At 74.5% G+C, this 22,542-nt stretch carries 22 protein-coding genes and 1 pseudogene; 6 read left to right on the forward strand and 17 right to left on the reverse strand.

Annotated elements, in window-relative coordinates; genetic code table 11:
• Positions 1-22: 22 nt before the first annotated feature.
• The 7 genes from AC3ERT_RS30525 to AC3ERT_RS30555 form a co-directional block, all read right to left on the reverse strand.
• The gene (locus AC3ERT_RS30525) at positions 23-1,069 is read right to left on the reverse strand and encodes an NAD-dependent epimerase/dehydratase family protein (protein WP_435178048.1); all 1,047 of its coding nucleotides are present in this window, start codon (positions 1,067-1,069) and stop codon (positions 23-25) included.
• A gap of 289 nt (positions 1,070-1,358) precedes the next feature.
• A complete protein-coding gene (locus AC3ERT_RS30530) occupies positions 1,359-2,234 on the reverse strand; it encodes a hypothetical protein (protein WP_435178050.1) in 876 nt (291 codons plus the stop codon).
• 15 nt (positions 2,235-2,249) lie between these two features.
• Positions 2,250-3,230 (reverse strand): cytochrome c oxidase assembly protein, encoded by a 981-nt coding sequence (locus tag AC3ERT_RS30535; protein ID WP_335972340.1) that lies wholly within the window; start codon positions 3,228-3,230, stop codon positions 2,250-2,252.
• 99 nt (positions 3,231-3,329) lie between these two features.
• On the reverse strand, positions 3,330-4,355 hold the full coding sequence (locus tag AC3ERT_RS30540; RefSeq protein ID WP_335972339.1) for a 6-phosphofructokinase: 1,026 nt from the start codon (positions 4,353-4,355) through the stop codon (positions 3,330-3,332).
• A 216-nt stretch (positions 4,356-4,571) separates the two neighbouring features.
• Entirely contained in the window at positions 4,572-5,300 is a 729-nt protein-coding gene (locus AC3ERT_RS30545) for a type 1 glutamine amidotransferase (RefSeq protein WP_335972338.1), read from the reverse strand.
• 89 nt (positions 5,301-5,389) lie between these two features.
• Positions 5,390-6,628 carry a Mur ligase family protein gene (locus AC3ERT_RS30550; protein WP_335972337.1) on the reverse strand — a complete coding sequence of 413 codons (1,239 nt, stop codon included), beginning with the start codon at positions 6,626-6,628 and terminating at the stop codon, positions 5,390-5,392.
• A 253-nt stretch (positions 6,629-6,881) separates the two neighbouring features.
• Positions 6,882-7,529, reverse strand: coding sequence for a TetR/AcrR family transcriptional regulator (locus AC3ERT_RS30555; RefSeq protein ID WP_335972336.1), 648 nt, complete (start codon positions 7,527-7,529; stop codon positions 6,882-6,884).
• 217 nt (positions 7,530-7,746) lie between these two features.
• Between AC3ERT_RS30555 and AC3ERT_RS30560 the strand changes: the two genes are divergently transcribed.
• Positions 7,747-8,976 (forward strand): acyl-CoA dehydrogenase family protein, encoded by a 1,230-nt coding sequence (locus AC3ERT_RS30560; RefSeq protein WP_335972335.1) that lies wholly within the window; start codon positions 7,747-7,749, stop codon positions 8,974-8,976.
• 103 nt (positions 8,977-9,079) lie between these two features.
• On the opposite strand, the gene AC3ERT_RS30565 is transcribed toward AC3ERT_RS30560, so the two are convergent.
• The gene (locus tag AC3ERT_RS30565; RefSeq protein WP_335972334.1) at positions 9,080-9,223 is read right to left on the reverse strand and encodes a hypothetical protein; all 144 of its coding nucleotides are present in this window, start codon (positions 9,221-9,223) and stop codon (positions 9,080-9,082) included.
• A 163-nt stretch (positions 9,224-9,386) separates the two neighbouring features.
• Here AC3ERT_RS30565 and AC3ERT_RS30570 point away from each other — a divergent pair, with 163 nt between their 5' ends.
• The gene (locus AC3ERT_RS30570; protein ID WP_335972333.1) at positions 9,387-9,515 is read left to right on the forward strand and encodes a hypothetical protein; all 129 of its coding nucleotides are present in this window, start codon (positions 9,387-9,389) and stop codon (positions 9,513-9,515) included.
• Positions 9,516-9,633: 118 nt separating this feature from the next.
• On the forward strand, positions 9,634-10,230 hold the full coding sequence (locus AC3ERT_RS30575; RefSeq protein WP_335972332.1) for a winged helix-turn-helix domain-containing protein: 597 nt from the start codon (positions 9,634-9,636) through the stop codon (positions 10,228-10,230).
• A gap of 93 nt (positions 10,231-10,323) precedes the next feature.
• Here AC3ERT_RS30575 and AC3ERT_RS30580 read toward each other — a convergent pair whose 3' ends face one another.
• Positions 10,324-10,788 (reverse strand): universal stress protein, encoded by a 465-nt coding sequence (locus AC3ERT_RS30580; RefSeq protein ID WP_335972331.1) that lies wholly within the window; start codon positions 10,786-10,788, stop codon positions 10,324-10,326.
• A gap of 238 nt (positions 10,789-11,026) precedes the next feature.
• Between AC3ERT_RS30580 and AC3ERT_RS30585 the strand changes: the two genes are divergently transcribed.
• Entirely contained in the window at positions 11,027-11,620 is a 594-nt protein-coding gene (locus AC3ERT_RS30585) for an SRPBCC family protein (protein ID WP_435178053.1), read from the forward strand.
• Positions 11,621-11,778: 158 nt separating this feature from the next.
• On the opposite strand, the gene AC3ERT_RS30590 is transcribed toward AC3ERT_RS30585, so the two are convergent.
• The 8 genes and pseudogenes from AC3ERT_RS30590 to budC all read right to left on the reverse strand — a co-directional run bounded on the left by AC3ERT_RS30590 (position 11,779) and on the right by budC (position 18,942).
• Positions 11,779-12,999 (reverse strand): MAB_1171c family putative transporter, encoded by a 1,221-nt coding sequence (locus tag AC3ERT_RS30590; protein WP_435178055.1) that lies wholly within the window; start codon positions 12,997-12,999, stop codon positions 11,779-11,781.
• Positions 12,992-13,594, reverse strand: coding sequence for a ParH-like protein (locus AC3ERT_RS30595; protein ID WP_435178057.1), 603 nt, complete (start codon positions 13,592-13,594; stop codon positions 12,992-12,994). Before AC3ERT_RS30595 ends, AC3ERT_RS30590 begins: the two co-directional genes overlap by 8 nt.
• 207 nt (positions 13,595-13,801) lie before the next feature.
• Entirely contained in the window at positions 13,802-14,242 is a 441-nt protein-coding gene (locus AC3ERT_RS30600) for an XRE family transcriptional regulator (RefSeq protein WP_335972327.1), read from the reverse strand.
• A 241-nt stretch (positions 14,243-14,483) separates the two neighbouring features.
• Positions 14,484-15,581 (reverse strand): baeRF3 domain-containing protein, encoded by a 1,098-nt coding sequence (locus tag AC3ERT_RS30605; RefSeq protein WP_435178096.1) that lies wholly within the window; start codon positions 15,579-15,581, stop codon positions 14,484-14,486.
• 111 nt (positions 15,582-15,692) lie between these two features.
• Positions 15,693-16,550, reverse strand: a complete 858-nt coding sequence (locus tag AC3ERT_RS30610; protein ID WP_435178059.1) for a glutaminase — start codon at positions 16,548-16,550, stop codon at positions 15,693-15,695.
• Between the two features lie 88 nt (positions 16,551-16,638).
• Positions 16,639-17,085 (reverse strand): annotated as a pseudogene (locus AC3ERT_RS30615) (glutaminase); the annotation flags it as partial.
• 101 nt (positions 17,086-17,186) lie between these two features.
• Positions 17,187-18,152 (reverse strand): alpha/beta hydrolase fold domain-containing protein, encoded by a 966-nt coding sequence (locus AC3ERT_RS30620; RefSeq protein ID WP_335972325.1) that lies wholly within the window; start codon positions 18,150-18,152, stop codon positions 17,187-17,189.
• Between the two features lie 22 nt (positions 18,153-18,174).
• Entirely contained in the window at positions 18,175-18,942 is a 768-nt protein-coding gene (budC, locus tag AC3ERT_RS30625) for a meso-2,3-butanediol dehydrogenase (RefSeq protein ID WP_435178061.1), read from the reverse strand.
• A 139-nt stretch (positions 18,943-19,081) separates the two neighbouring features.
• Here budC and AC3ERT_RS30630 point away from each other — a divergent pair, with 139 nt between their 5' ends.
• On the forward strand, positions 19,082-19,648 hold the full coding sequence (locus AC3ERT_RS30630) for a TetR/AcrR family transcriptional regulator (RefSeq protein WP_335972323.1): 567 nt from the start codon (positions 19,082-19,084) through the stop codon (positions 19,646-19,648).
• A 192-nt stretch (positions 19,649-19,840) separates the two neighbouring features.
• Positions 19,841-22,369 carry a glycoside hydrolase family 2 protein gene (locus AC3ERT_RS30635; protein ID WP_435178063.1) on the forward strand — a complete coding sequence of 843 codons (2,529 nt, stop codon included), beginning with the start codon at positions 19,841-19,843 and terminating at the stop codon, positions 22,367-22,369.
• The last annotated feature ends 173 nt before the right edge of the window (positions 22,370-22,542 follow it).

Below are 22,542 nucleotides of genomic sequence, written 5' to 3' on the forward strand. Positions count from 1 at the left end.
TCCATGGGACCCGGCCCCGCGGTCAGCCCCGCGCGTCGAGCCAGGCGTCCTCCGCCGCGTAGTCGAACCAGTTGTTCGCGCCTACCGACATGCCCGCCACCTTCGGGAAGCGCTCCCGCCAGTCGCCTCCGCCGGCCAGCTCCCGCGTCAGCCACGCCACCGTCTCCGGCAGCGACTCCTCGTACGCCGTGACGGCGCGGTAGCCCAACTCCCGTTCGGCCGCGGCCATGTCCAGCACCATCGGGTGCGGCATCCCCCACGGGTGGTCGCCCACCGTCGGCGCCGGCGGCGGGCCGTCCACGAGCACCGTCTCGACGCTGCGGCCCAGCACCGCGTCGATCGCGTCGCCGATCTCCGCCGCGGTCGGCACCGCCGGGTCGCCCGCGTTCAGCACCCGCGCCCCGGGCCGGCGCGCGGCCAGCCGCACCAACTCGGCGAGGTTCGCCACGTGCACCGGGTGGAACCGGCTGCGGCCGCCGTACGCCAGCACCCGCACCGTACGGCCGTCCAGTGCCCGCTTGACGAAGTACAACTCGCGCGGCAGCGGGCTGTAGGGCCCGTGGACCGCACCGGCGCGCAGCAGCGTGCAGGGCAGCCGGTCGCCCGCCGCGAGCAGCCGCTGCTCCAGCTCGACCTTGCGGGTGGCGTACGACGACGGGCCCGCGTCCACCGTCGGCCAGGTCTCGGGCAGCGGCACCGGATAGCGCGGGGCGCCGTCCGGCTCCTCCTGCGTGTCGAAGTTGCGGCCCTGGCTGTCCTGGTAGACCGCGGCGCTGGAGACCACCACGGCCGAACCGACCCGGTCGGCCAGGCCCAGCAACTGGTCGGCGTGGCCGCCGTCGTACGCGACGCAGTCCAGGAGCACGTCGACACCGTCGCCCAGCGCGGCGCCCAGCGCGGCGGTGTCCGCGCGGTCCACCCGGACGTTGCGCACCTGCGGCGGCCACGCCGGGTCGGCGCCCCCGCCCCGCGAGGCCGCCACCACCTCCCACCCATCAGCGGCGAGCGCCTGCACGGCCCGCCGACCGATCTGACCTGATGCTCCGAGAACGAACGCGGTACCTGTCATGCCGCGACGCTACGGCCGCAGGCGACCGGCCCACCAGGCCCTTTCGCCCTGCGCGGATACGCCCTGGGCGCAACCCGGCCCCACCGCACGGGCGTTCGCGGCGGCCGTCCGCCGCACCGGACCGGGGGCGCGATCAGGACCGGCACGGTGCAGCGCAGCCGCCCGCTGCCGACGCCGGAGGAGATCCCCGCGGCGCTGCTGCCGATGTGCCGTACCTGGGGCTACCTGGACTGAGGCGCGCCCGGCGCTGACCCGCGCCGCCGCCCGGGGAACGCCGCGCGGGGCCGGGTCAGGCCGCCGGGTCCGGGCGGTCCGGGGCGTCCTCGTCGTAGTGCGCGAACCATGGCAGGCCCGCCGAGGCGTAGGCCGCCCGGTCCACCGGGGAGTCGGGGGCCGGGCGCCCGGTGACCTGCTCCCAGCGCGCCGCCGAGACCAGGTGCACCCACACCCGCGCGGACGGTTCGTCCCGCCAGTCGTCCAGCGGCCGCGGGTCGGGGTAGACCTCCTGCCGCATCCGCCCGCCCGCACCCAGGCCCGTCGCGGCCGCGTCGACCCGCACCGCCTCGCCCGGCGCGGGCGCAGCCAGCGGCACCCCGGGCACCGGCCCGGACCGGCCGCCGGGCCGGGCCGCGCCCCAGCCCGCCCGGTCCTGCGCGGCTCCCGCCCGGGCCCGGGCGTGCGCGCGCAACTCGAAGACCTGCAACTGCAGCCGGGCCCCCGCCGCCGCCGCGGCCGGTCCCGGCCCCGGCGGTGTCGCCACGAACTGCCGGGTGGTGCCCCGCCCGGAGCTGATCCCGTCCAGCCACGGCTGCCGCGGCAGCACCAGGTAGTTCTGCGGGTCCTGCGCCAGCCGGCCGCTCCAGGGGCGCCCCGACACCGCGCACACCGCCCCGGCCCGCACCTGGAGGGCGACCGGCGCGGAAGCAGCGAACCCCAGCCACACCGCCTCCCGCTGGAGCACCGGCAGCAGCACCCCGCCGCCGTCCGGCCCCTGGTCGACCACACCGTCCGGGCCGTCCGCCGCCGCCCGCAGCGGAAAGGCACCCAGCCCCGGCGGCAGCGGATGGGTCCCGGACTCCGGCAGCCGCAGCGTCCGCATGAAGCGCACCACGGCCCCGCCGGGCAACTCCAGCGCCCCGCCCGCCACTCTCACCAGCCCGCCCACGCGCGGCCCCCTTCGTCAGCCGCGGCTGCGCGCCTCCAGCGACGCCAGATAGGCGTTGTACGCGACGAGCTCCGCATCCCCGTTGCGGTCGGCGGCCCGGTCGGTGCGGCGCGCCTGCCGCTTCTCGGAGGTGTACCACTGGAACAGCAGGGCCACCAGCACGACCACCGACGGGATCTCGCTGAACGCCCAGGCGATGCCGCCGGCCGCCGTCTGGTCGCTGAGCGCCTGCACCCCGAGCGAGGCCGGCGGGTGCTTGAAGGTGGACACCATCGGCTCGCTCGCCATCATCAGCGCGATCCCGAAGAACGCGTGGAAGGGCATGCCCGCGAACAGCTCCAGCATCCGCATCACGTACCCCGAGCGGTGCGGGCCCGGGTCCACGCCCATGATCGGCCAGAAGAACGCCAGGCCGACCGCCAGGAAGTGCACCATCATCGCGATGTGCCCGGCCTGGCTGCGCATCAGGTCGTCGAAGATCGGTGTGAAGTACAGCCCGTACAGGCTCGCCACGAACAGCGGGATGGTGAACGCCGGGTGAGAGACCACCCGCACCACCCGGCTGTGCAGCACCTTCACCAGCACCTCGCGCGGGCCGGTGCGGCCCTGCCCGGCCGTCGGCAGCGCCCGCAGCGCCAGCGTCACCGGCGCGCCCAGCAGCAGCAGGATCGGCGAGAGCATGCTCAGCACCATGTGCTGCACCATGTGCACGCTGAACATCGCCATGCCGTAGTCGTTGAGCTTGGTGCACATGGTGACGCCGATGGTCAGCACACCCGCCGCGAACGCGATCGTCCGGCCCGGCGCCCAGCGGTCGCCGCGCAGCCGCAGCCGCGCCACGCCCCAGCCGTACAGCGCCAGCATCAGCACGCACAGCACCAGGAAGAACGGATCACCGCCGAAGGCCAGCGCCCGGCCGAGCGTGAACGGCGGAAGCTCCGCGTCCATACCCGGCATTCCCGGCATGGCCAGCAACGCCGAACTGCCGTGATCCATCTGTCACTCCTTCACCCGAGGTGCCCCACCAGACTAGAACCGCCCCCGGTCGGCGGTCCGACCGGGGGCGTGGGCGGCGAGGCGCGCCGGGCGCGGGGCTCAGAGCACGCACTCCGCCTCGGTGTACCGCTCGGCGGGCACCGTCTTGAGCTGCTCGACGGCCTCCGCCAGCGGCACCAGGTTGATGTCGGTGCCGCGCAGCGACGTCATCATGCCGAACCGGCCGTGGTGCACCGCCTCCACCGCGTGCCAGCCGAAGCGGGTGGCGAGCACCCGGTCGTACGCGGTGGGGGTGCCGCCGCGCTGGACGTGGCCGAGGATCACCGGGCGGGCCTCCTTGCCGAGCCGCTCCTCCAGCTCCACCGAGAGCTGGTTGGCGACGCCGGTGAAGCGCTCGTGCCCGTAGACGTCGGTGGCGCCCGCGGTGAAGTCCATCGTGCCCTCGCGGGGCTTGGCCCCCTCGGAGACGACCACTATCGCGAACTTCTTGCCCGCCTCGAAGCGCTTGCCGACCACGTCGGCCAGCTCCTCCACGTCGAACGGCCGCTCCGGCACCACGATGGCGTGCGCGCCGGCCGCCATGCCCGAGTGCAGCGCGATCCACCCGGTGTGCCGGCCCATGACCTCCACGATCAGCACCCGCTGGTGCGACTCGGCGGTGGTCTTCAGCCGGTCCAGCGCCTCGGTGGCCACGGTCACGGCGGTGTCGAAGCCGAAGGTGACGTCGGTGGAGGCGATGTCGTTGTCGATCGTCTTCGGCACACCGACTATCGGCAGCCCCGCGTCCGACAGCAGCCGGGCCGCCTTGAGGGTGCCCTCGCCGCCGATCGGGATGATCGCGTCCAGGCCGAGGTCCGCGACATGGCCGCGGGCCTGCTCCACGCCGCCGCGCAGGTGGGCCGGCTGGACCCGGGACGAGCCGAGGATGGTGCCGCCGCGCGCCAGGATGCCGCTGACCGCGTCGAGGTCGAGCTTGCGGTAGTCGCACTCCAGCAGGCCCTTCCACCCGTCGTGGAAGCCGATGACCTCGTCACCGTGGTCCACCACGGCGCGGTGCACCACGGAACGGATGACGGCGTTCAGCCCGGGGCAGTCGCCGCCGCTGGTCAGGACACCAATTCGCATCGCTCGCTACTCCTGCAACTCAACCAGGCGGCCGGACCCCTTCGTCCGGATGGATCACGGCTCAGCTTACCCGGCGCCCGGACCCTCCAGTCAGGCTCGTCCCGTCTGTGCGGCTCGCTCTCCACACGGAGGCTGCCGCACAGACAGGGGCGCGGGGAACTGCGCGACCAGCCACGATGTCGCGCAGGACGGCCGGAGACCGCAACCCGGGAGCGCTCAGGCAGGCTGCACCGCCGCGGCGATCCGCTCCTCGCGCAGGGCGTCGTACCACTGGTCGTCGACCGGCGGCAGCGCGTTGACGTCCAGGGCCAGTTTGATCAACATGTCCGCGATGTGTGGGTTTCGGGCCATGACGGGGCCGTGCATGTAGGTGCCGAAGACCGTGTCGTTGAAGGCGCCCTCGGTGCCGTCGCCGGTGCCGTTGCCGCGGCCGACCCGAACCCGGGCGAGAGGGCGGGCGGCGGGCCCGAGGTGCGTGACGCCCTGGTGGTTCTCGAAACCGGTCAGCTGCGGCAGCCCGAGCTGCGGGTCGATGTCGGCCAGCACGTCGCCGACGCACCGCTCGCCCTCGCCGCGGGTGCTCACCACGTCCAGCAGGCCCAGGCCCGGCTCGGGGCGGCCGAGGTCGTTGACGAACTCGTGGCCGAGGATCTGGTAGCCCGCGCAGACGGAGAAGACGATCGCGCCGTTGGCCACCGCCCGGTTCAGCCCGCCGTCGCGGCGCAGCCGCTCGGCCGCCAGCCGCTGCGGACGGTCCTCGCCGCCGCCGACCAGGTAGATGTCGCCGGAGGTCGGGATCGGCTGGTCGGAGCGGACGTCGACGCGGGTGACCGGCACCCGGCGCTGCTGCGCGCGGCGCTCCACGACCAGTGCGTTGCCCTGGTCGCCGTAGGTGCTGAGCAGGTCGGGGTAGACCCACACCAGGCGCAGGCTGGAATCACTCATGCGTGCTTCTCCTCGGGTCCGTTGTCGGGACCGGGTCTGGGGCCGGGCCTGCGACGACCAGGGGTCGTGCGCGGGTCCCGCCTGCCCGTTCAGTTTCCGACCTTGCGGCGCAGGTCCTGGAAGGCGGTGTAGTTGGCGATCGCCTCGATCCTGCCGGGCGGCGCGCTGCGCACCGCCTCGTCCAGGTCGGCGCAGACCCGGAAGTCCAGGCCGGCCACCTCCAGGCGGACCGCCAGGTCCAGCCGCCGGTCGCCGAGCACCATGATCGGGTGCCCGGCCAGCCGGGTGTAGTCCACGTCCCACAGCCAGGAGGTGTCGGTGCCGTCGGCGCCGCGCGCGTTGACCGACAGCACGACCGGCGCCGGCGGCTGGTCGATCAGCGAGAACGTCTCCAGCCAGCCCGCCGGGTTCTTCGCCAGCAGCAGCCGCACCTGGCGCTGCTGGTAGGTGACCACGTCGTAGCGCCCGGCGACCGCCTGCACCTTGTACATCCGCTCCAGCGCGACCTTGGGGTCGATGCCGAAGGCCGCGGCGACCGCGGTGGACACCGCCGCGTTGGACTTGTTGGCGCGGCCGGGCAGTTGGAGGTGGATCGGCCACGCGACGCCGTACGGGTCCACCACGTGGTCGCCGGACAGCGCCCACGTCGGGGTCGGGCGGCGGAAGCCGCACTCGCCGCAGTACCAGTCGTCGGACGGGCGCTGGAGCACCCCGCCGCAGGACGGGCAGGACCAGGCGTCGTCCTTCCACGCCTGCCCGGCGGCCACCCACACCACGGTCGGGCTGGAGGAGGCGGCCCAGACGATCAGCGGGTCGTCGGCGTTGGCGACGACGATCGCGTCGGAGCCGGCCAGCCCCTCGCGCCACTTCTCGGCGAGCATCCGGGTCTCGGCGGCGCGGTCGAGCTGGTCCCGGGAGAGGTTGAGCAGCGCGATCGCCTTCGGGGTGACGTCGCGCGCCACTCCGGCGAGGTACTTCTCGTCCACCTCGATGACGCCGAACCTCGCGTCCGAGCCGCCGGCCAGCGCCGAGGTGATGCCGGCGGGCATGTTCGCGCCGAGCGCGTTGGACACCACCGGTCCGCCGGCGCGCAGCGCCTCGGCGAGCAGGCGGGTGGTGGTGGTCTTGCCGTTGGTCGCCGACACCAGTACGACGTCCAGGTGGCGGGCGAGGCGCGCGAGCAGGTCGGGGTCGAGCCTCAGCGCGACCTTGCCGCCGATCACCGATCCACTGCCCTTGCCTGCGACGCGGGAGACCGCGGCCGCGGCCTTGCCCGCCGTCACGGCGAGCTTCGCCCGCGGCGTCAGCGGCTCAGAGTTGCCTGCCATCCTGTTGTTTCCTCCTCGACTTGCGCCCGGCGCCAGCCTATCGACTTCCAGGCGGGGGAGTTGACCGCCGCGGCGCCCGGCGGGGCGCGCGGTCCTCGGAGCGACGCGGATGGCCGTGCGCGGCCGGCCCGGGGTCGGTCGGGGTCGGTCAGGGGACAGGCCGGGGACCGGTGCGGGTCTGCCCGGGGCGGTCTGTCCGGAGTGGGCGGCCCGGAGCGGGCGGCCGGGGATGGGCGGCCCGGGGGCGGTCCGCCTACAGCCCGCGGCTGCCGGCCCGGTCGCCGGCCAGGGTGAGCCGGCCCCACAGCAGATCGGCCAGCGTCCGCACCAGCTGGTCCCGGGAGCAGGGGCGTTCGCCCAGCCACCAGTCCCCGGCGGCGTACATCATCCCGACGATGCCGTGTCCCCACACCCGGGCCACCTCGCGGGTGTCGGGGCCCAGGTCCAGCCGCTCGGCGATGACGTCGCCGAGGTCCTCGCCCATCCGCCGCAGCAGCGGCGCCTGGTGGCGGCCGACGTCGAACCCCTTCTCCCCGTCCGCCGCGGGCGTCTCGGCCGGGTGCATGAGGAAGCGGTAGACCTGCGGCCGGCTCTCGATGGCCGACAGGTAGGCGTGCAGGGTCGCCTCGACCCGGTCGCGGCGGTCGCCGGGGGAGTCCAGCGCGCTGCGCAGGGTGGCCAGCAGCGCGTCGGTGTGCCGCTTGGCGAGCGCGCGGTAGAGGCCGGACTTGTCGCCGAAGTGGCGGTAGAGGATCGGCTTGGTGATGCCCGCCTCGGCCGCGATCGCGTTCATCGACGCCTCGGGCCCCTCGCGCAGCACCACGCGGTCGGCGGCCTCCAGCAGTTCGTTGCGGCGCCGCTGTGTGGCGGTCCGCTGGTCCTGCCGATGCCCGGTCTCCACGGTGCCTCCCGGTGGCCTGCCGCGCTCGGGTGCCCCGGCGCAGGTGGTCCGCTGCTTGTCTGATCAACTCGTCCGCACAGCGCGTGTGCTGCGGGTTTCTGCGCGCAACGTAACACCCTGGCGGCGCCCGACCGCTGTGCGGTCTGCGAGTTGACATTCCCTACCGCACGGTAACAGACTGCCGTTACCGCAAGTAACAAGTCCGTGGAGGGTGACGATGGGCGACTTCACGCTCGAACTCAACGACGAACAGCAGTCCGTGCGCGAGTGGATCCATGGCTTCGCCGCCGACGTGATGCGCCCGGCCGCCGCCGAGTGGGACGAGCGCGAGGAGACGCCCTGGCCGATCATCCAGGAGGCGGCCAAGATAGGCCTTTACTCGCTGGACTTCTACGCCCAGCAGTTCTTCGACCCGACCGGCCTGGGCATCCCCATGACCATGGAGGAGCTGTTCTGGGGCGACGCGGGCATCGCGCTGTCCATCGTGGGCACCGGCCTGGCCGCCGTCGGGGTGCTCGCCAACGGCACCGAGGAGCAGATCGGCACCTGGGTGCCGCAGATGTACGGCGACGCCAGTGACGTGAAGGTCGCCGCCTTCTGCTCCTCCGAGCCGGACGCCGGCTCCGACGTGGGCTCGATGCGCACCCGCGCGGTCTACGACCAGGCCACCGACGAGTGGGTGCTCAACGGCACCAAGACCTGGGCGACCAACGGCGGCATCGCCAACGTCCACGTGGTGGTGGCCGTGGTGGACCCCGAACTCGGCACCAAGGGGCACGCCTCCTTCATCGTGCCGCCCGGCACCGCGGGGCTGTCGCAGGGGCAGAAGTTCAAGAAGCACGGCATCCGCGCCTCGCACACCGCCGAGGTCGTCCTGGAGGACGTGCGGGTGCCCGGGGACTGCCTGCTCGGCGGCAAGGAGAAGCTCGACGAGCGGCTGGCGCGCGCCCGGGAGCGGGCGAGGTCCGGGGACGGGGAGAGGGTGAAGAACGCGGCGATGGCCACGTTCGAGGCGTCCCGCCCGGCGGTCGGCGCGATGGCGGTCGGCACCGCCCGCGCCGCCTACGAGTACGCGCTGGAGTACGCCAAGGGCCGCGAGCAGTTCGGGCGCCCCATCATCGACAACCAGGGGGTCGCCTTCCAACTGGCGGACATGCGCACGCAGATCGACGCCGCGCGGCTGCTGGTGTGGCGGGCGTCCTGGATGGCAACCGCCGGGCGGCCCTTCACCTCGGCGGAGGGCTCCATGTCCAAGCTCTTCGCCAGCGAGACCGCGAAGAAGGTCACGGCGCAGGCGATCCAGATCCTCGGGGGCAACGGGTACACCCGTGAGTACCCCGTCGAGCGGATGCACCGCGACAGCGCGATCTACACGATTTTCGAGGGTACGAGCGAGATCCAGCGCCTCGTCATCGCCCGCACGCTTTCCGGGGTGCCGATCCGCTGAGGCTGCCCCGGCCGGTGGGTCCCGGACCTTCCCGCGGTGATGGGCTGGTCGCGCAGTTCCCCGCGCCCCTGGGTATGTGCGGCTCTTCCCGGGGCGAGCACCTTCAGTCCCGGTAGCCGCGGAGGAGGAACCAGCCGAGGAGGGCGGCGCCGACGACCGCGACCACGATGAAGGTGCGCATCACCGGTCCGGGCCCGGGGGAATTGCTGACCGCCAGGGTGGTGGTGAGCGCGTGGTGGAACTGCATGGCGACTCCTTCGACTCGACGCCTCAGCGTAGCCCCGGCGGTGCGCCGCCCCGCCGCAGGGGGCGCCGAGCCGGAACGTGTCCGCGGCCGGAGTGACCGCGGACACGTTCCGGACCTCACCGGACCCTCACACGAAGGGCACGAGGTCTGGTTCAATAGGCGCATGGCCAGCATCACTGACACCGGGACAGGTCGCGACGACCTCGAGCCCTTCTGGCCGTCCCGGCAGGAGCACCACTTCGACCGCTGGTGTTGCCGCGCGATCCCCGCGCGGAACCACGTCGCCCGCTGACTCCACGCACCCGCACCGCACCCGGCCGCACGCCGGGTGCCGTCGGCAGCGGCAGCACGTTTCCGGTACCGCGCATACGGAAGTCCTCTCCGACCTCTCGCGCGAAAGAGCCGAAACCATGTCGAACGTCTCGCACATCCCGTCCGCCCCCACCGCCGTCCCCGCGCCGTCCGCCGCCCGGCAGCGGCTGCGCGCGGTGCGGCCCGACGAGGTCCCGCCCGCGCCCGACTTCCTGCCGCCGGGGGCCACTTGGCTGCCGGCGCCCGGCCATGTGCTGCCCGCGGTGCCCGGCGGCGCCCCGATGGTCGGCTACCTGGTGCTGGTCCCGGCCGAGCAGGCGACCGCCGAGCAGCCGGTGCCCGCCGCCGACCCGCAGCCGTACGCCGCCGCCCCGGCGGCAGCGGAGCGCGGCGCGCCCACCGCACCGGTGGTGATAGACGGCGAGCGCCGCACCGTCGCCGTCGACGGCCGCCCGCTGGACCTGACGTACCTGGAGTTCGAACTGCTCGCCCACCTGGTCGCGCACCCGCACCGCGTGCACTCGCGCGACCAGCTCGTCACCACCGTGTGGGGCTACGGCCATGTCGGCGACGGCCGCACCGTGGACGTCCACATCGCCCGGCTGCGGCGGAAGTTGGGCGCCGCGCACCGCGGCAGCATCGTGACGGTGCGCCGGGTGGGCTACAAGTACGCGCCCGCGCAGGCCGCCCGCTGAGCCCTGTGCGGGGGAGGGCAGCAGCAGAACACCACCGGGTCCCGGCCGTACGTCCGCGTACGACCGGGACCCGCGCCGTACGCGCCCCGCGGGCTACGGCACCACCGTGACCGGCCAGCGGCCGGACTTCACCAGGCGCACCGCGACCGAGCCGACCAGGCGGTGCCCGGCCCGTTCGGAGGCGCCGACCACCACGGCGTCGGCGGTGAGCTGGTCGGCGGCCATCGCCAGCCCGTTGTAGGGGTCGCCGCGGAAGGTGTGGAACTCCCAGCGCACCGTGAACGCCCCGCGCACCCGCTCCACCGAGGCGCGGATCTCGGCGAGCAGCTGCTCGGCGACCCCGGTGTCCGCCTCGGAGACCGGCACCCCGAGCGCGGCGCCGCCCGCGATGTACGGCTGCACGTAGACGAGCGCGAGCAGGGCATGCTGCCGGCGGGCCAGACCGCCCGCGTACGCCGCGGCCCGCCAGGACGAGTCCGAACCGTCGAGTCCGGCGACGATCACCTTCGGGCCGTCGGTGCCGCGCTCGAAACGGGTCGGCAGTTGCTGCTCTTCCACCAGGTCAGGCTATCGGTTTACGGCACACGTTGATCACCCCCGTGCACGCAGCGTTCTCACTCGATCGGCCGCATCGCCACGACATGTGCGCTTTTGCGGGGCACGCTGTGGAAGTGGAGTGAAGCAGACGGCCACCCGAGGCAAGCGCACCGTTCTCCGCGGTCCGCGTCCGCCCGCGGCGGCCGTCCGCGGCGCTACCGGGTCCACGCCGCTACCGGGGAGGTCAGCGATGCCTTGCGTGTCCACGAACGTGTTCGTGCGGCGTACACCTACGGAGGTCTTCGACTTCCTCGCCGATGCCCGCAACCTCGCGCTGTGGAGTTCGGGCGTGTCCTCGGTGGAGCCGGGGCATGTGGCGCCGGGGCCCGGCGCGGTCTACCGTTACCGCTTTCCCGGGCGGCGCCGCCCGCACCACCTGGTCTGCGCGGACTTCGAGCCGGGCCGCCGGATAGCGTTCCGCGGCCAGCGGATGTGGGGCCCGCTGGGCACCCAGGTCCCGCACTTCGGCTTCGACCTGCTGCCGCACGCCGACGGCACCCTGGTACGGCTGTCGGTGACCAGCTCGCTCAGTGCCGCGCTCGCGCTGCTCGGGCCGCTGGTGGCGATGGCGTGGCGGCGGGACCTGCCCGCCGACGGCCTGAAGTTGCGCGAACTGCTGGGTGAGAACCGCACCGCCGTCGAGCCGCTGTCGGCGATGATCGCCACCGGGGTCGACGCGGCCGCCGCGGCGCGCACCGAGCAGCCCGCGGCGCGGACGGGGGAGCCGGCCGCGCCCGCCGCGCCCCCCGCGCGGGCCGAGGCCGCGCCCACTGGCTTCGACTACGCTCATTGAGTGTTAAAGTATTCATGTGGCGATGCGGTGAACATCGGTGAACATGATGTGTCCGCGGCGTCACACCGCGACTGCCCCGGCCTGGTCCCCCCGTCCCGGCCGGGGCTCTTTCACGCCCGGGTCCATGTCCGAGTCCGTGTCCGGGCTCATGTCCGCGTTCATGGCCGGTCGCGCCCGCCGGACGCCGTGAGCAGGGCGAACGCCTGCGCCACCGCCGTCAGCCAGGCCACGTCCCCGTCGATCGTCCCGGTGCGCGGCGGCACGGCAGCGGCCACCGCGGGCCGCCGCGGCACCGGCTTGTGCCCCGCGCGCCGCGCCTCCACCGCCGCCGCGAGCGCCGCCGCCTCCACAGCCGCGTCGGACGGCGCCCTGGACAGCGCGTCCGGCAGCGCCTCCGCCCCCGCGGTCGTCCGCGCGGCCAGCCACGCCCGGGCGTCCGCCGGGTAGTACGGCCGCAGCGACAGCCGACCGTCGTGGATCTCGATCACCCGCCGGTACAGCGCGAACTGCACGTCCCGCAGCGCCGGCCAGCGGTCCGGGCGCGGCGGCCGCAGCGCGATGCCCGGGTGCGCCTCGTACAGTGCCGACCACAGCGGCTCCAGGGCGCGGTAGGAGCGGGCGGCACGCACCAGCCGGACCGGCGCGGTCAGCGCCCGCTCCCACGTACTGGCCGTCGCCCCGCCCACCGCCAGCAGGACGCACGCCAGCGCCAGCACCGCCGCCATCCGGTGCTCGGCGGTGTCCTGCCGGCCCGAGCGCAGCACCCGCACCGCGTCCCACAGCAACAGCAGCGTCCAGGCCGCGCCGACCGCGCCGCTCACCCGCATCAGCCGCAGCCCCGTACGCAGCGCGCTGGGCGGCATCCCGCGGGTGTGGCGGCCGAGGAGGGTGCCGAACAGGGCCAGGCAGCGCAGCGAGTACCCCACGAACAGCACGTCGTAGCCCGCCAGCAGCCAGCGGCCCGCGGTGCCGGTGACGTACCCGGTGCCGTTGTGCTCGCGGACACCCGCGGGCAGGAACAGCGCGGCCAGCAGCACACCGGCCGCCAGCGCCTGCCGGGCCGAGCGCCGCTCCGCCTCGCGCTGCGGCCGCCCCGGCTCGGCCAGCGCCCGGGCGATCAGCGCCAGCACCGTCAGCGCGCCCATCTTCAACTCGGTGCCCAGCAGCGCCGCCACCCGCGGCGCCGGCCCGAACCGGTGCACCGCCCGTACGGTGGCCGGCGCCAGCACCAGCAGCGCCGCGCCCATCGACAGCGCGAACCAGCCGACGTAGCGCGTGGCCGGGTCCGGGTCGGGCCCGCCGAGCCGCACCACCACCATCCGGTAGCAGGCGAAGGCGAGCAGCAGCCCGCCCGCGGTGTACGTCCCCGCGTCAACCACGCGATCGGCCCCGGGCCCGCGGCACTCCGAACAGCGAGCCCAGCCGGCGCTGCTGGCCCTCCGCGAGCGGCGGGGTACGGGCCTCCCGCGCGGCCCGCGAGCAGATCAGCGACGCCAGCAACTCCGCCTCGTGCTCCTGCGGTTCGGTGTAGACGGTACGGCCCAGCACCCGCCGCACCAGCGTGTCCGGCAGGTGCGGCAGCAGCGCCCGGGACCCGGCGGTGGCGGCGTCGCCCGGGTCCGCGGCGTCGCCGGCGCCCGGGTCCGCGGCGTCGCCGGCGCCCGGCCCGGCCCCGTCGTGCCCGCACACCAGGTGCGCGGCCTCGTGGAGCAGGATGTGCCGCTGGTGCAGCACGCTGGTGTCGGTGGCGTAGACGATGCAGTCGGCGTGGTCGGTGACCATCAGCAGCCCGCACGGCAGGTTCGGCAGCGCGTCGACCGGGATCAGCTCAATCGGCCGGCCGCGCCGCTCGGCGAGCCGTGCGATCAGCGCCATCTCATCGAACGGCCGGGGCAGTTCGCCCGAGCCCATGGCCCGGCGGTACTTCTCCCACAGCGCGTCATGTACGGCAGCCCGCGCTCTCACGTGCACCATCCCCCTGTCGCCGCCTGCGGCCGGCGCTCGCGCGCCGCCCAGGTCCGCTCTCGCGCCCGGTCCGGAAAGCTCCAAGACGCCCCGGTGCGGTTCCGGCGGTCACCTGCTCCCGGACCCGCACCCGTGGCATCCCGTCAACCCTTCTGCCCCGTTCTGCCCTGCTCCCCGTTGGTCCCTGCTCCCCGTTCGCCCCGAACCCGGCTGCTCCTAGGGCGAGTTGCGGTTGCGGTCCGCCTCGCGCCGGGCGATCAGGTCGATCATGTCGCTGATCGTGTCCATGCCCTCCGGCGAGAGGTTCACCGCCCGCAGCGCGACGCTGCGCACCCCGGCGTCCCGCAGCGCGCCGAGCAGCTCCAACTCGGCGGCGATCCGGGCGCCTTGGTCGTCGTCGAAGAAGTACGCGACCGGAATCCGGAAGAACTGCGCGAGCGCTTCCAGGTGGCGCTTGGTCGGATTGGTCCGCCGCCCGGTGCGCAACTGCCAGAGGTAGGTGGTCGAGAAGCTCTCCCCGGTCGCCTCCCGGCAGGCGCGCGCCACTTCCTCGTGCGTGTACGCCTCCCGGCCCGACCGGCGCACCACGCGGAAGAGCGCGTCGATCTTCTCCGCGAGGGTCGCCGCGCCGCGCGCCGACCCGTCCCCGTCAACCATGCCTGATTCCACCGCCCCCGCCGAGAACCGGAATCTCATGATAGGCGCGGGGGCCGCCACTTGGCACCGCTGTCCGGACCGCTTCTGTCGCCACCCGGCCGCAAGCGGACGCCCGCCCGCCGTGCGGCGGCCTGGGCCGTGCCTGATACATCCCGCCCCCCATGCCCCCGGCCATGGGGAGCACAGGCTCCGTCGGCCCCCGCCCTTCGGGCGGGACGGCGCTATGTGTCGGACACGAGACCTAGTAGCGCAGGACCGCGGCGATGTGGCCGGCGTCGGCGAGGTGGCCGTCCGGCACGAAGCGGACCCGGGCGCCGGTGTCGAGCGCCTGCTCGGCGATCTCGTCCACGATGTCGTCGCGGGCGCCGCGCTCCTCGGTGCCGGCCGGCACCAGGTGGTCGCCGTCGTCCCGGACCGTGGTGCGGTAGCCGTCCTCGATCGCCACCAGCGCCGCGCGGCCCTCGCTCACCGACTGCCAGACCTCGTCCACGCCCCCGGCGAACGCCTTGCGGCCGCGGGCCCGGTCCAGGTCGTCGAGCACCTCGGCGACCGAGCGCTCGTCGCGCTCGCGGTCGGCGTCGGCCACCGCCCGGGCCAGCGCCTCGCCCGGTCCCCCGGCGAGTCCGCCCTGCCCGATGTGCGCCACCGCGTCCCTGGCCACCGGGCCGACCTCGTCCAGGGCGCTGACCGCCTCCGGCTCGGCCACCAGGTACAGCGGGCGCGGGTCGGCCGCCTGCACCGCCCCCACCGCCTCGGTGACCTGCCGCAGGAAGGTCCGGGTGTCCTCGTCGTTGAAGATGCTCGGGGTGTCGCCGATCTGCTCCTGGTGCTCGGGGTCGAAGTCGATCGGCTCGCGGCGCACCGGGAACGGCCCCGCCTCCTGGTGCGGGGTGTGCTGGCGGCCGCCGCTCCACAGCGTCGCCACGTCCGCGGACAGCGCCAGCACCCAGAAGGGCCGGCTGGCGGCATAGGCGGCGACCAGGTTGCGGGTCAGGAAGGTCTGGGCCAGCAGCACCCGCTCCGGCACCGGCCGGTCCAGCGACCAGACGTGGTGCTCGCCGGGCGCGGCGAAGATCGCCAGACCGTCCTCGGCGTACACCAGGTCCACCTCCGCCAGCGCCTGGTCGAGCCGCCCGATCACGTCGATCCGGTCCGCCCTGGCCACCTCGGGGTCGCTGTGCACCGCGTTCTTCGCCTCCTCCAGGAGGTTGCGCAGCCGTACGGCGTCCTGCGCGTTGTCCGGTTCGCGGCGGTGCGTGGGCAGCAGCACCGAGACCGCCGGGTACTTGCGCGGGCGGCGCAGGTCGGCGAGCGCGGCAGGAGTCAGCGGCTGGTGCATGGAGGGCATGGGATGACCTTTCCGGCGGCTTGCGAAGACGCGGCCCCCGAACCGTCTGGCCGTCTTCCAGCAGTCGTCCGCTTCCGACATTTCCGTCACTACCTGGATATATCAATCGGGCGGCTTCCGCAGCCCAGCGGAGGAGGCGACCAAGCAGTCCTCGGCCCACGCGACCGCCTCCGCGCGGCTGCCGCACACCTGGGCGCCCGACGCAAGCCCGCCGTGCCCGTAGGCCTGCGCGCCCGGCACCACGCCGACCCGGTGCCCGGCGGCCGTGACCCGCTCCAGCGCCGCTTCGAGCATCGCGCGGGCCGGCGGCCGCACCCACAGCACCTCCGCCAGGTCCAGCACCAGCCACCCCGGCTGCTGCGGCGCCACCGACGCCAGCGCCCACAGCACCCGCTCCACTGCCGTGAAGTCCAGCTCGCCCCGCGCGGCCACCAGCGCGATCCGCCTCCCCTCGCGGGCCAGCAGCTCCCGCTCGGCCGGCGGCCGGTCCGCGCCCGCCGGCCAGTGCTCCGCCGTCGTGCACGCGGTCACCGTCGCCGGGCCCGGCGCGGGCACGTGCATCAGGTGCATCCCGAACCGGCGGGACATCTCGCGCAGCGCCGCCACCGCCCGCACCGGGCTGCCGGTCGAATCCAGCGGCGGGCTGTAGCAGGCGATGCCGAACCGGCCCGGGCTCGCCGCGGCCAGGCCGCCCGACACGCCGCTCTTGGCGGGCAGCCCCACCCGTACCAGCCAGTCGCCCGCCGCGTCGTACATCCCGCAGGTCGCCATCACCGCGAGCACCTGCACCGCGACCGGCTCGGGCACCACGCGCCGCCCCGACACCGGGTTGACGCCGCCGGTGGCCAGCGTCGCGGCCATCACGGCCAGGTCCACCGTGTCCACCCGCACCGCGCACTGCCGGAAGTACGTCTCCACCGCGGCCCGCGGTTCGGTGCGCAGCGAACCGGCGGCGTGCATCAGGTAGGCCAGGGCGCGGTTGCGGTCGCCGGTCGCCGGTCGCCGACTCCGAGCGGTAGACCTCCTCGTCGACGTCCAGCCGGCGCCCGGCGAACGCGCTCAGGCCCTCCAGCACCCGGCCGAACCGCTCCTGCGGGCTGCCGGCCGACACCAGGTTCGTGGTGGCGATCGCGCCCGCGTTGATCATCGGGTTCGCCGGGCGGCCCGTGCCGCGCTCCAGGCTGATCGCGTTGAACGCGTCGCCGCTCGGCTCGAGGCCCACCCGAGCCCGCACCTCCTCCAGCCCGAGTTCCGCCAGGGCCAGCGCGTACACGAACGGCTTGGACACCGACTGGAGGGAGAACGGCACCCCGGCGCGCCCGGCCCGGTACCGGTGGCCGTCCATGCTCACCAGCGCCAACCCGAAGTCGCCCGGGTCGGCGAGCGCGAGCTGCGGGATGTACGAGGCGACCTCGCCGTCCGTGACCGGCAGCAGCTGCCGGTGCACCTCGGCGAGGCCCGCGCTGATCACGTCGAACGGTGCCGCGTCGGCCATGCGTCCATGCTTGGCGCGGCACAGCGGGGCCGCAACGCGGGACCGCGACGGGCAGCCGTGCCGCGGCGGCGGCCCCGGGTCCCGTGCCGCGGCCGACGGGCTCAGCCGTGGAGGTGGCGGCGGAGGTAGTCGTGCCAGGTGCGGACGAAGGTGCCCGCGAGGGCCGAGGCCGGGGCGAACACGTCCCAGGCGTGGTAGGTGTGCGCGTAGAGGTGCAGGTCGACGGGCACACCGGCGGCGATCAGGCGGCGGGCGAAGTCGATGTTCTCGTCGCGGAAGACGTCGTACTGGGCGACGGCGACGAAGGTGTCCGGCAGCCCGGCGACGTCCGTGGCGCGGCCGGGCGCGCTGTAGGGGTGCACGTCCGCGGTGCCGACGCGGTCGCCGAGCACCGCGGCCCACGCGTACGCGTTCTCCCGGCGGTCGTAGACCCCGAGGTCGACGATCTCGCGGCTGGAGGCCGTCGCGCCGCGGTCGTCGAGCATCGGGTAGTTCAGCGACAGCAGCCGCGGCCGGCGGTCCCCGCGGTCGCGGACCATGAGCGCCGTCGCGGTGGCGGGCGCCCCGCCGCCGCTCGCGCCGGCCAGCCCGATCCGGTCGGGGGCGATGCCGTGGCCGGCGGCGTGCGCGACCAGGTGGGTGTAGGCGAGGTAGCCGTCCTCGGCGGCCCCCGGCGCCTGGGTCTCCGGTGCCAGCCGGTAGTCGACCACGGCCAGCACGATGTCGAGTTCGAGCGCCATGGCGGCGGCGTACGCGTGGGCGACGCGGTCGTGGGCGCTGCCCAGCACCTGCCCGCCCGCGTGGAAGTACAGCAGCGCCGGCCGCGGCCGGTCGGCCGGCACGGGGGAGAACAGCACGACGTCGAGTGCGGTGCCGTCGCCGCGGGGGACGGCGAGCGTTTCGATCGTGACGCGCGGGTCGGGATCGGGTATCGGCAGCCCGGCGCTCGCGGCCTGCGCCTGTGCGCGGCAGGCGGGGATGTCGGAGAAGTCGAGCAGCGCGCCGTTGGGGCCCTTGGGCAGGGCCGCCAGCGCGGCGGCGAGTTCGGGGTCGAGGTCGTAGGTCACGGGGCGTGGTCCTTTCCGGAGTTCAGAACAGGGGAGGCTGGCCGCTGCCGGCGGTGATGCCGCCGTCGACGGGGAGCAGGACACCGGTGATGAAGCGGGCGTCGGGGGAGGCGAGGAACGCGACCGCGGCGGCGATGTCGGCCGGGGTGCTGTAGCCGGCCAGCGCGCGGCGGTCGTTGAACCGCTCGACCAGCCGCGCGGCCTCCGGGCGCCCGGCATGCTCAGCGCCCAGCGTCAGGGACGGGGCCACGGTGTTGACGCGGATGCCGAACCGCCCCAGGTCGAAGGCGAGTCCGCGGGTGAAGTTCACCACCGCGCCCTTCGCCGCGTTGTAGGCGGTGAGCATCCGGTCGCCGCCCATCCCGGACGCCGAGGCGATCTGCACGATGCTGCCGCCGCTCCGCTTCAGGTGCGGCAGGACGGCCTGCGCTCCGTGGAAGCAGCTGTCCACGTCCGTGCTCATCACCAGGCGCCAGTCCGCGGCGGTGGTTTCCTCGAACTCCTTGCCGAGCCCCAGGCCCGCGTTGGACACGAGCACGTCGATGCCGCCGAACCGCTCCGCGGCGGCCTCGGCCAGCGCGTCCATGTCGTCGCGGCTGGTGACGTCCGTCGTCACGGCCAGGGCCCGCTCCCCGCCGAGCTCCGCCGCGAGCGCGTCGAGCCGGTCCCGGCGCCGGGCGGCCAGGACCACGCACGCCCCCTCCTCGTGGAACCGCCGGGCGATGCCCACCCCGATCCCCGAGCTCGCGCCCGTGACGACCACGGTCCTGCCGTCGAACCGCTGCTCCATGGCGACCTCCCTCACGTCTCATGCCAGACATTTTTAGCGTCAGAGTCTGACTGTTTTAGCGTCGCATTCTGACGCTACATGGTGTCAGGGTCTGACGCAAAAACCGGCAGGTGCCGACACCGGGCGGTAGAGTGTCGCCATGCCAAGAAGCGGAGAAGCGGCACGCCGGCGGCTGCTGCAAGCCGCGCTCGACCTGTTCGCCGAGCACGGTTTCGACCAGGTCACCGTCGAGGCCATCGCCGCACGGGCAGGGGTCACGGAGCGGACCTTCTACCGGCACTTCTCCGACAAGCGCGAGATGTTCTTCGACGGCGAAAGCGAACTGCGCGACGTCCTCACCCGAGCCGTCGCCCAGGTCCCGCACGGCACCAAGCCGCTGCCGGCCCTGCGCGCCGCCTTCCGCGACTCGGTGCCGCTCTTCGAACGCAACCGGCCCGTCACCGAGCGGGGCGCGCACCTGATCGACGAGACCCCGGCGCTGCGCGAACGCGCCCTCGCCAAACGGGCCCTGCTCGTCGACGCCCTGACCGGCGCGCTGCGCGGCCGCGGGGTCGACGCCCGGACCGCGCCGCTGCTCGCCCAGGTCGGCATGGACACCTTCGCCGCGGCCACCCACCGCTGGATGCAGGACGGGTCGGTCCCCCTCGGCGACCACATCGACCTCGCCTTCCGCGAACTGCGGCTGGCGGCCGCCGCGCTGAAGTAGGCACCCGGGCCGCTCGCAGCGGCCGCGCCGACGCCGCGCCCGGACTGAACCGGTTCGGTACGGCAGGGCCGGTGCACCGGCCCACCCCTGTTGCCGGCCGCCCGCCGTGCTTTACCGTTTAATGCGCGCCGGACAGGGGCGCCGCCGGTGCAGCGGTCGCCGGGACGGTCAGCAGCAGGCAGGGGAACAGGGATGAAGGACGCCACGCCGGTCGCCGAGGGCTGGGCGCTGACGGTACCCGGCCGGGGCAGCGTGCCCGCGACGGTGCCGGGGTGCGTGCACACCGACCTGATGGCCGCCGGGGTGATCCCGGACCCGTACCTGGACCGCAACGAGACCGAGGTGGCGTGGGTCGGGCGCGCGGACTGGCGTTACGAGACGGCGCTGCCGCCGGCCGCGCCCGGACACGAGCGGACCGACCTGGTCTTCGACGGGCTGGACACCGTGGCCGAGGTCCGGCTCGGCGCACGGGTGCTCGGCCGCACCCGCAACATGCACCGCGCGTACCGCTTCGACGTCACCGACGCGCTCGACACGGCCGCGGACACCCCGCTGACCGTCGCCTTCACCTCCGCGTACACCGAGGCCGAACGGGTCCGCGCGCTGCTCGGCGCGCGCCCCAACGCCTATCCCGAACCCTTCCAGTACATCCGGAAGATGGCCTGCTCCTTCGGCTGGGACTGGGGGCCGACCCTGGTCACCGCCGGCATGTGGAAGCAGGTGCGGATCGAGCGCTGGTCCACCGCGCGGCTGGCCGGCGTGGTGCCGCAGGTCACCGTCGCCGAGGGCACCGGCCGCGTCGAGGCGCGGATCGAGCTGGAGCGGACCGCCGCCGGCGCCGCCCGGCCGCTGACCGTACGGCTGCGGGTCGGCGACAGCGTCGCCGAGGCCACCGCCGCACCCGGCACCGACCGCCTCACCGTCGGCTGCGAGGTGCCCGGCGCCCGGCTGTGGTGGCCGCGCGGCTACGGCGAACAGCCGCTGTACGCCTGCGAGGTGACCGTCCTGGACGGCGCCGAGCCGCTCGACACCTGGCAGCGGCGGATCGGCTTCCGCACCGTCGAACTGGACACCGCGCCCGACGCGCACGGCTCGGCGTTCACCCTGCGGGTCAACGGCACCGCCCTGTTCGCCCGAGGCGTCAACTGGATTCCCGACGACGCCTTCCCCAGCCGGGTCGACGCCCCGCGCTACCGCGCCCGCCTGGCCCAGGCCGCGGCCGCCGGGGTGGACCTGGTGCGGGTGTGGGGCGGCGGGATCTACGAGAGCGACGACTTCTACGACGCCTGCGACGAGCTGGGCCTGCTGGTCTGGCAGGACTTCCTCTTCGCCTGCGCCGCCTACCCCGAGGAGCAGCCGCTGCGCTCCGAGGTGGAGGCCGAGGCCCGGGAGAACGTCGCCCGGCTCGCCCCGCACCCCTCGCTGGTGCTGTGGAACGGCAACAACGAGAACCTGTGGGCCTTCCGCGACTGGGACTGGGAGCCCGAACTCGCCGGCGCTTCCTGGGGCGAGGGCTACTACCTGGGCCTCCTCGCCCGGGTCGTCGCCGAGACCGACCCGACCCGCCCGTACTGGGCCGGCAGCCCCTGGTCCGGTTCCTGGCGGCACCACCCCAACGACCCCGGCCACGGCACCGCCCACTCCTGGGACGTGTGGAACCGGACCGACTACACCGACTACCGCGACAGCGTCCCGCGGTTCGTCGCGGAGTTCGGCTGGCAGGCCCCGCCCGCCTACGCGACGGTGCGCCGCGCCATCGGCGACACACCGCTCACCCCGGACTCGCCCGGCATGCTCCACCACCAGAAGGCCGCCGACGGCAACGGCAAACTCGCCCGCGGCCTGGCCCGGCACTTCCCCGTCCCGGCCGACTTCGACACCTGGCACTACCTCACCCAGGTCAACCAGGCACGTGCCGTGGCCACTGGTGTCGAGCACTGGCGCGCGCACTGGCCGCGCTGCGCCGGCACCGTCGTCTGGCAGCTCAACGACTGCTGGCCGGTGACGTCCTGGGCCGCCATCGACGGCGACGGGCGGCCCAAGCCGCTCTACCACGAGCTGAAGCGGCTGTACGCGGACCGGCTGCTGACCTTCCAGGAGCGCGCGGGGGACAGCGGGGGCAGCGGGGACGGCGCTCTGGTGCTGGCCGTGGTCAACCAGGCGGCGCGGGCCTGGTCCGGAAGCGTGCTGCTGCGCCGGGCCACCGTCGAGGGAGAGGCGCTCGCGGAGGTCCGGCTGCCCTTCACCGCGGCCGCCCGCACCGTCGCCGACCTGCCGGTGCCGCCGCGGCTGCGGCCGGCGGCGGGCAGCACCGCGCAACTGCTCACCGCGGACGCCGAGCCGAACGCCGAGCGGGGCGGCGACACGGACACCGAGCCGGGGGCGGCGCGCGCGTACTGGTTCCCCGCCCGGGACAAGGACTTCGCCTACCCGCGCCCGCAGTGGGACCTCTCGTTGACCGTCCGCGACCAGGACACCGGCGGCCCCGACACCGCCGTACCCGCCGTGCCCGCCGTCGAGATCACCGTCACCGCCCGCACCCTGCTGCGCGACCTGCTCCTCCAGGCCGACCGGCTCGGCCCGGCCGCGCACACCGACCGCGGCCTGACCACGCTGCTGCCCGGCGAGCACGCCACCTTCACCGTGCACGGCTGGCCCGACCCCACCGCCGAGGCCGCCACCGCCGCCCTGCACACCGTCAACGCCGCGGTCGTACGGTAGGTTGTCCGGCACGGCGCCGCGGACCGGGTCCGGCCGCAGCGCGCCCCGCGACGAGCCGAGGAGGTGGGACCGATCAACCGCAGCAGGACACCACGCTCGCTCCCACCGCACGGCCGCGCCCGCTGACGTCGACGCCCCGCGCGACGGCACGGCCCCAGGGAGCGCCACGCTTC

This window comes from Actinacidiphila sp. bgisy145, assembly GCF_057708125.1.

Excerpts from the sequence above, each read along its gene's own strand:
- AC3ERT_RS30545 (WP_335972338.1), bottom strand. The coding sequence starts at position 5,300 with ATGAGTGATTCCAGCCTGCGCCTGGTGTGGGTCTACCCCGACCTGCTC.
- AC3ERT_RS30610 (WP_435178059.1), bottom strand. The coding sequence starts at position 16,550 with ATGCACGCCGCCGGTTCGCTGCGCACCGAACCGCGGGCCGCGGTGGAG.
- AC3ERT_RS30540 (WP_335972339.1), bottom strand. The coding sequence starts at position 4,355 with ATGCGAATTGGTGTCCTGACCAGCGGCGGCGACTGCCCCGGGCTGAAC.
- AC3ERT_RS30565 (WP_335972334.1), bottom strand. The coding sequence starts at position 9,223 with ATGCAGTTCCACCACGCGCTCACCACCACCCTGGCGGTCAGCAATTCC.
- AC3ERT_RS30595 (WP_435178057.1), bottom strand. The coding sequence starts at position 13,594 with ATGGTGCACGTGAGAGCGCGGGCTGCCGTACATGACGCGCTGTGGGAG.
- AC3ERT_RS30575 (WP_335972332.1), top strand. The coding sequence starts at position 9,634 with ATGTCGAACGTCTCGCACATCCCGTCCGCCCCCACCGCCGTCCCCGCG.
- AC3ERT_RS30535 (WP_335972340.1), bottom strand. The coding sequence starts at position 3,230 with ATGGATCACGGCAGTTCGGCGTTGCTGGCCATGCCGGGAATGCCGGGT.
- AC3ERT_RS30525 (WP_435178048.1), bottom strand. The coding sequence starts at position 1,069 with ATGACAGGTACCGCGTTCGTTCTCGGAGCATCAGGTCAGATCGGTCGG.
- AC3ERT_RS30605 (WP_435178096.1), bottom strand. The coding sequence starts at position 15,581 with ATGCACCAGCCGCTGACTCCTGCCGCGCTCGCCGACCTGCGCCGCCCG.
- budC (WP_435178061.1), bottom strand. The coding sequence starts at position 18,942 with ATGGAGCAGCGGTTCGACGGCAGGACCGTGGTCGTCACGGGCGCGAGC.
- AC3ERT_RS30550 (WP_335972337.1), bottom strand. The coding sequence starts at position 6,628 with ATGGCAGGCAACTCTGAGCCGCTGACGCCGCGGGCGAAGCTCGCCGTG.
- AC3ERT_RS30635 (WP_435178063.1), top strand. The coding sequence starts at position 19,841 with ATGAAGGACGCCACGCCGGTCGCCGAGGGCTGGGCGCTGACGGTACCC.
- AC3ERT_RS30570 (WP_335972333.1), top strand. The coding sequence starts at position 9,387 with ATGGCCAGCATCACTGACACCGGGACAGGTCGCGACGACCTCGAGCCC.
- AC3ERT_RS30560 (WP_335972335.1), top strand. The coding sequence starts at position 7,747 with ATGGGCGACTTCACGCTCGAACTCAACGACGAACAGCAGTCCGTGCGC.
- AC3ERT_RS30600 (WP_335972327.1), bottom strand. The coding sequence starts at position 14,242 with ATGGTTGACGGGGACGGGTCGGCGCGCGGCGCGGCGACCCTCGCGGAG.
- AC3ERT_RS30630 (WP_335972323.1), top strand. The coding sequence starts at position 19,082 with ATGCCAAGAAGCGGAGAAGCGGCACGCCGGCGGCTGCTGCAAGCCGCG.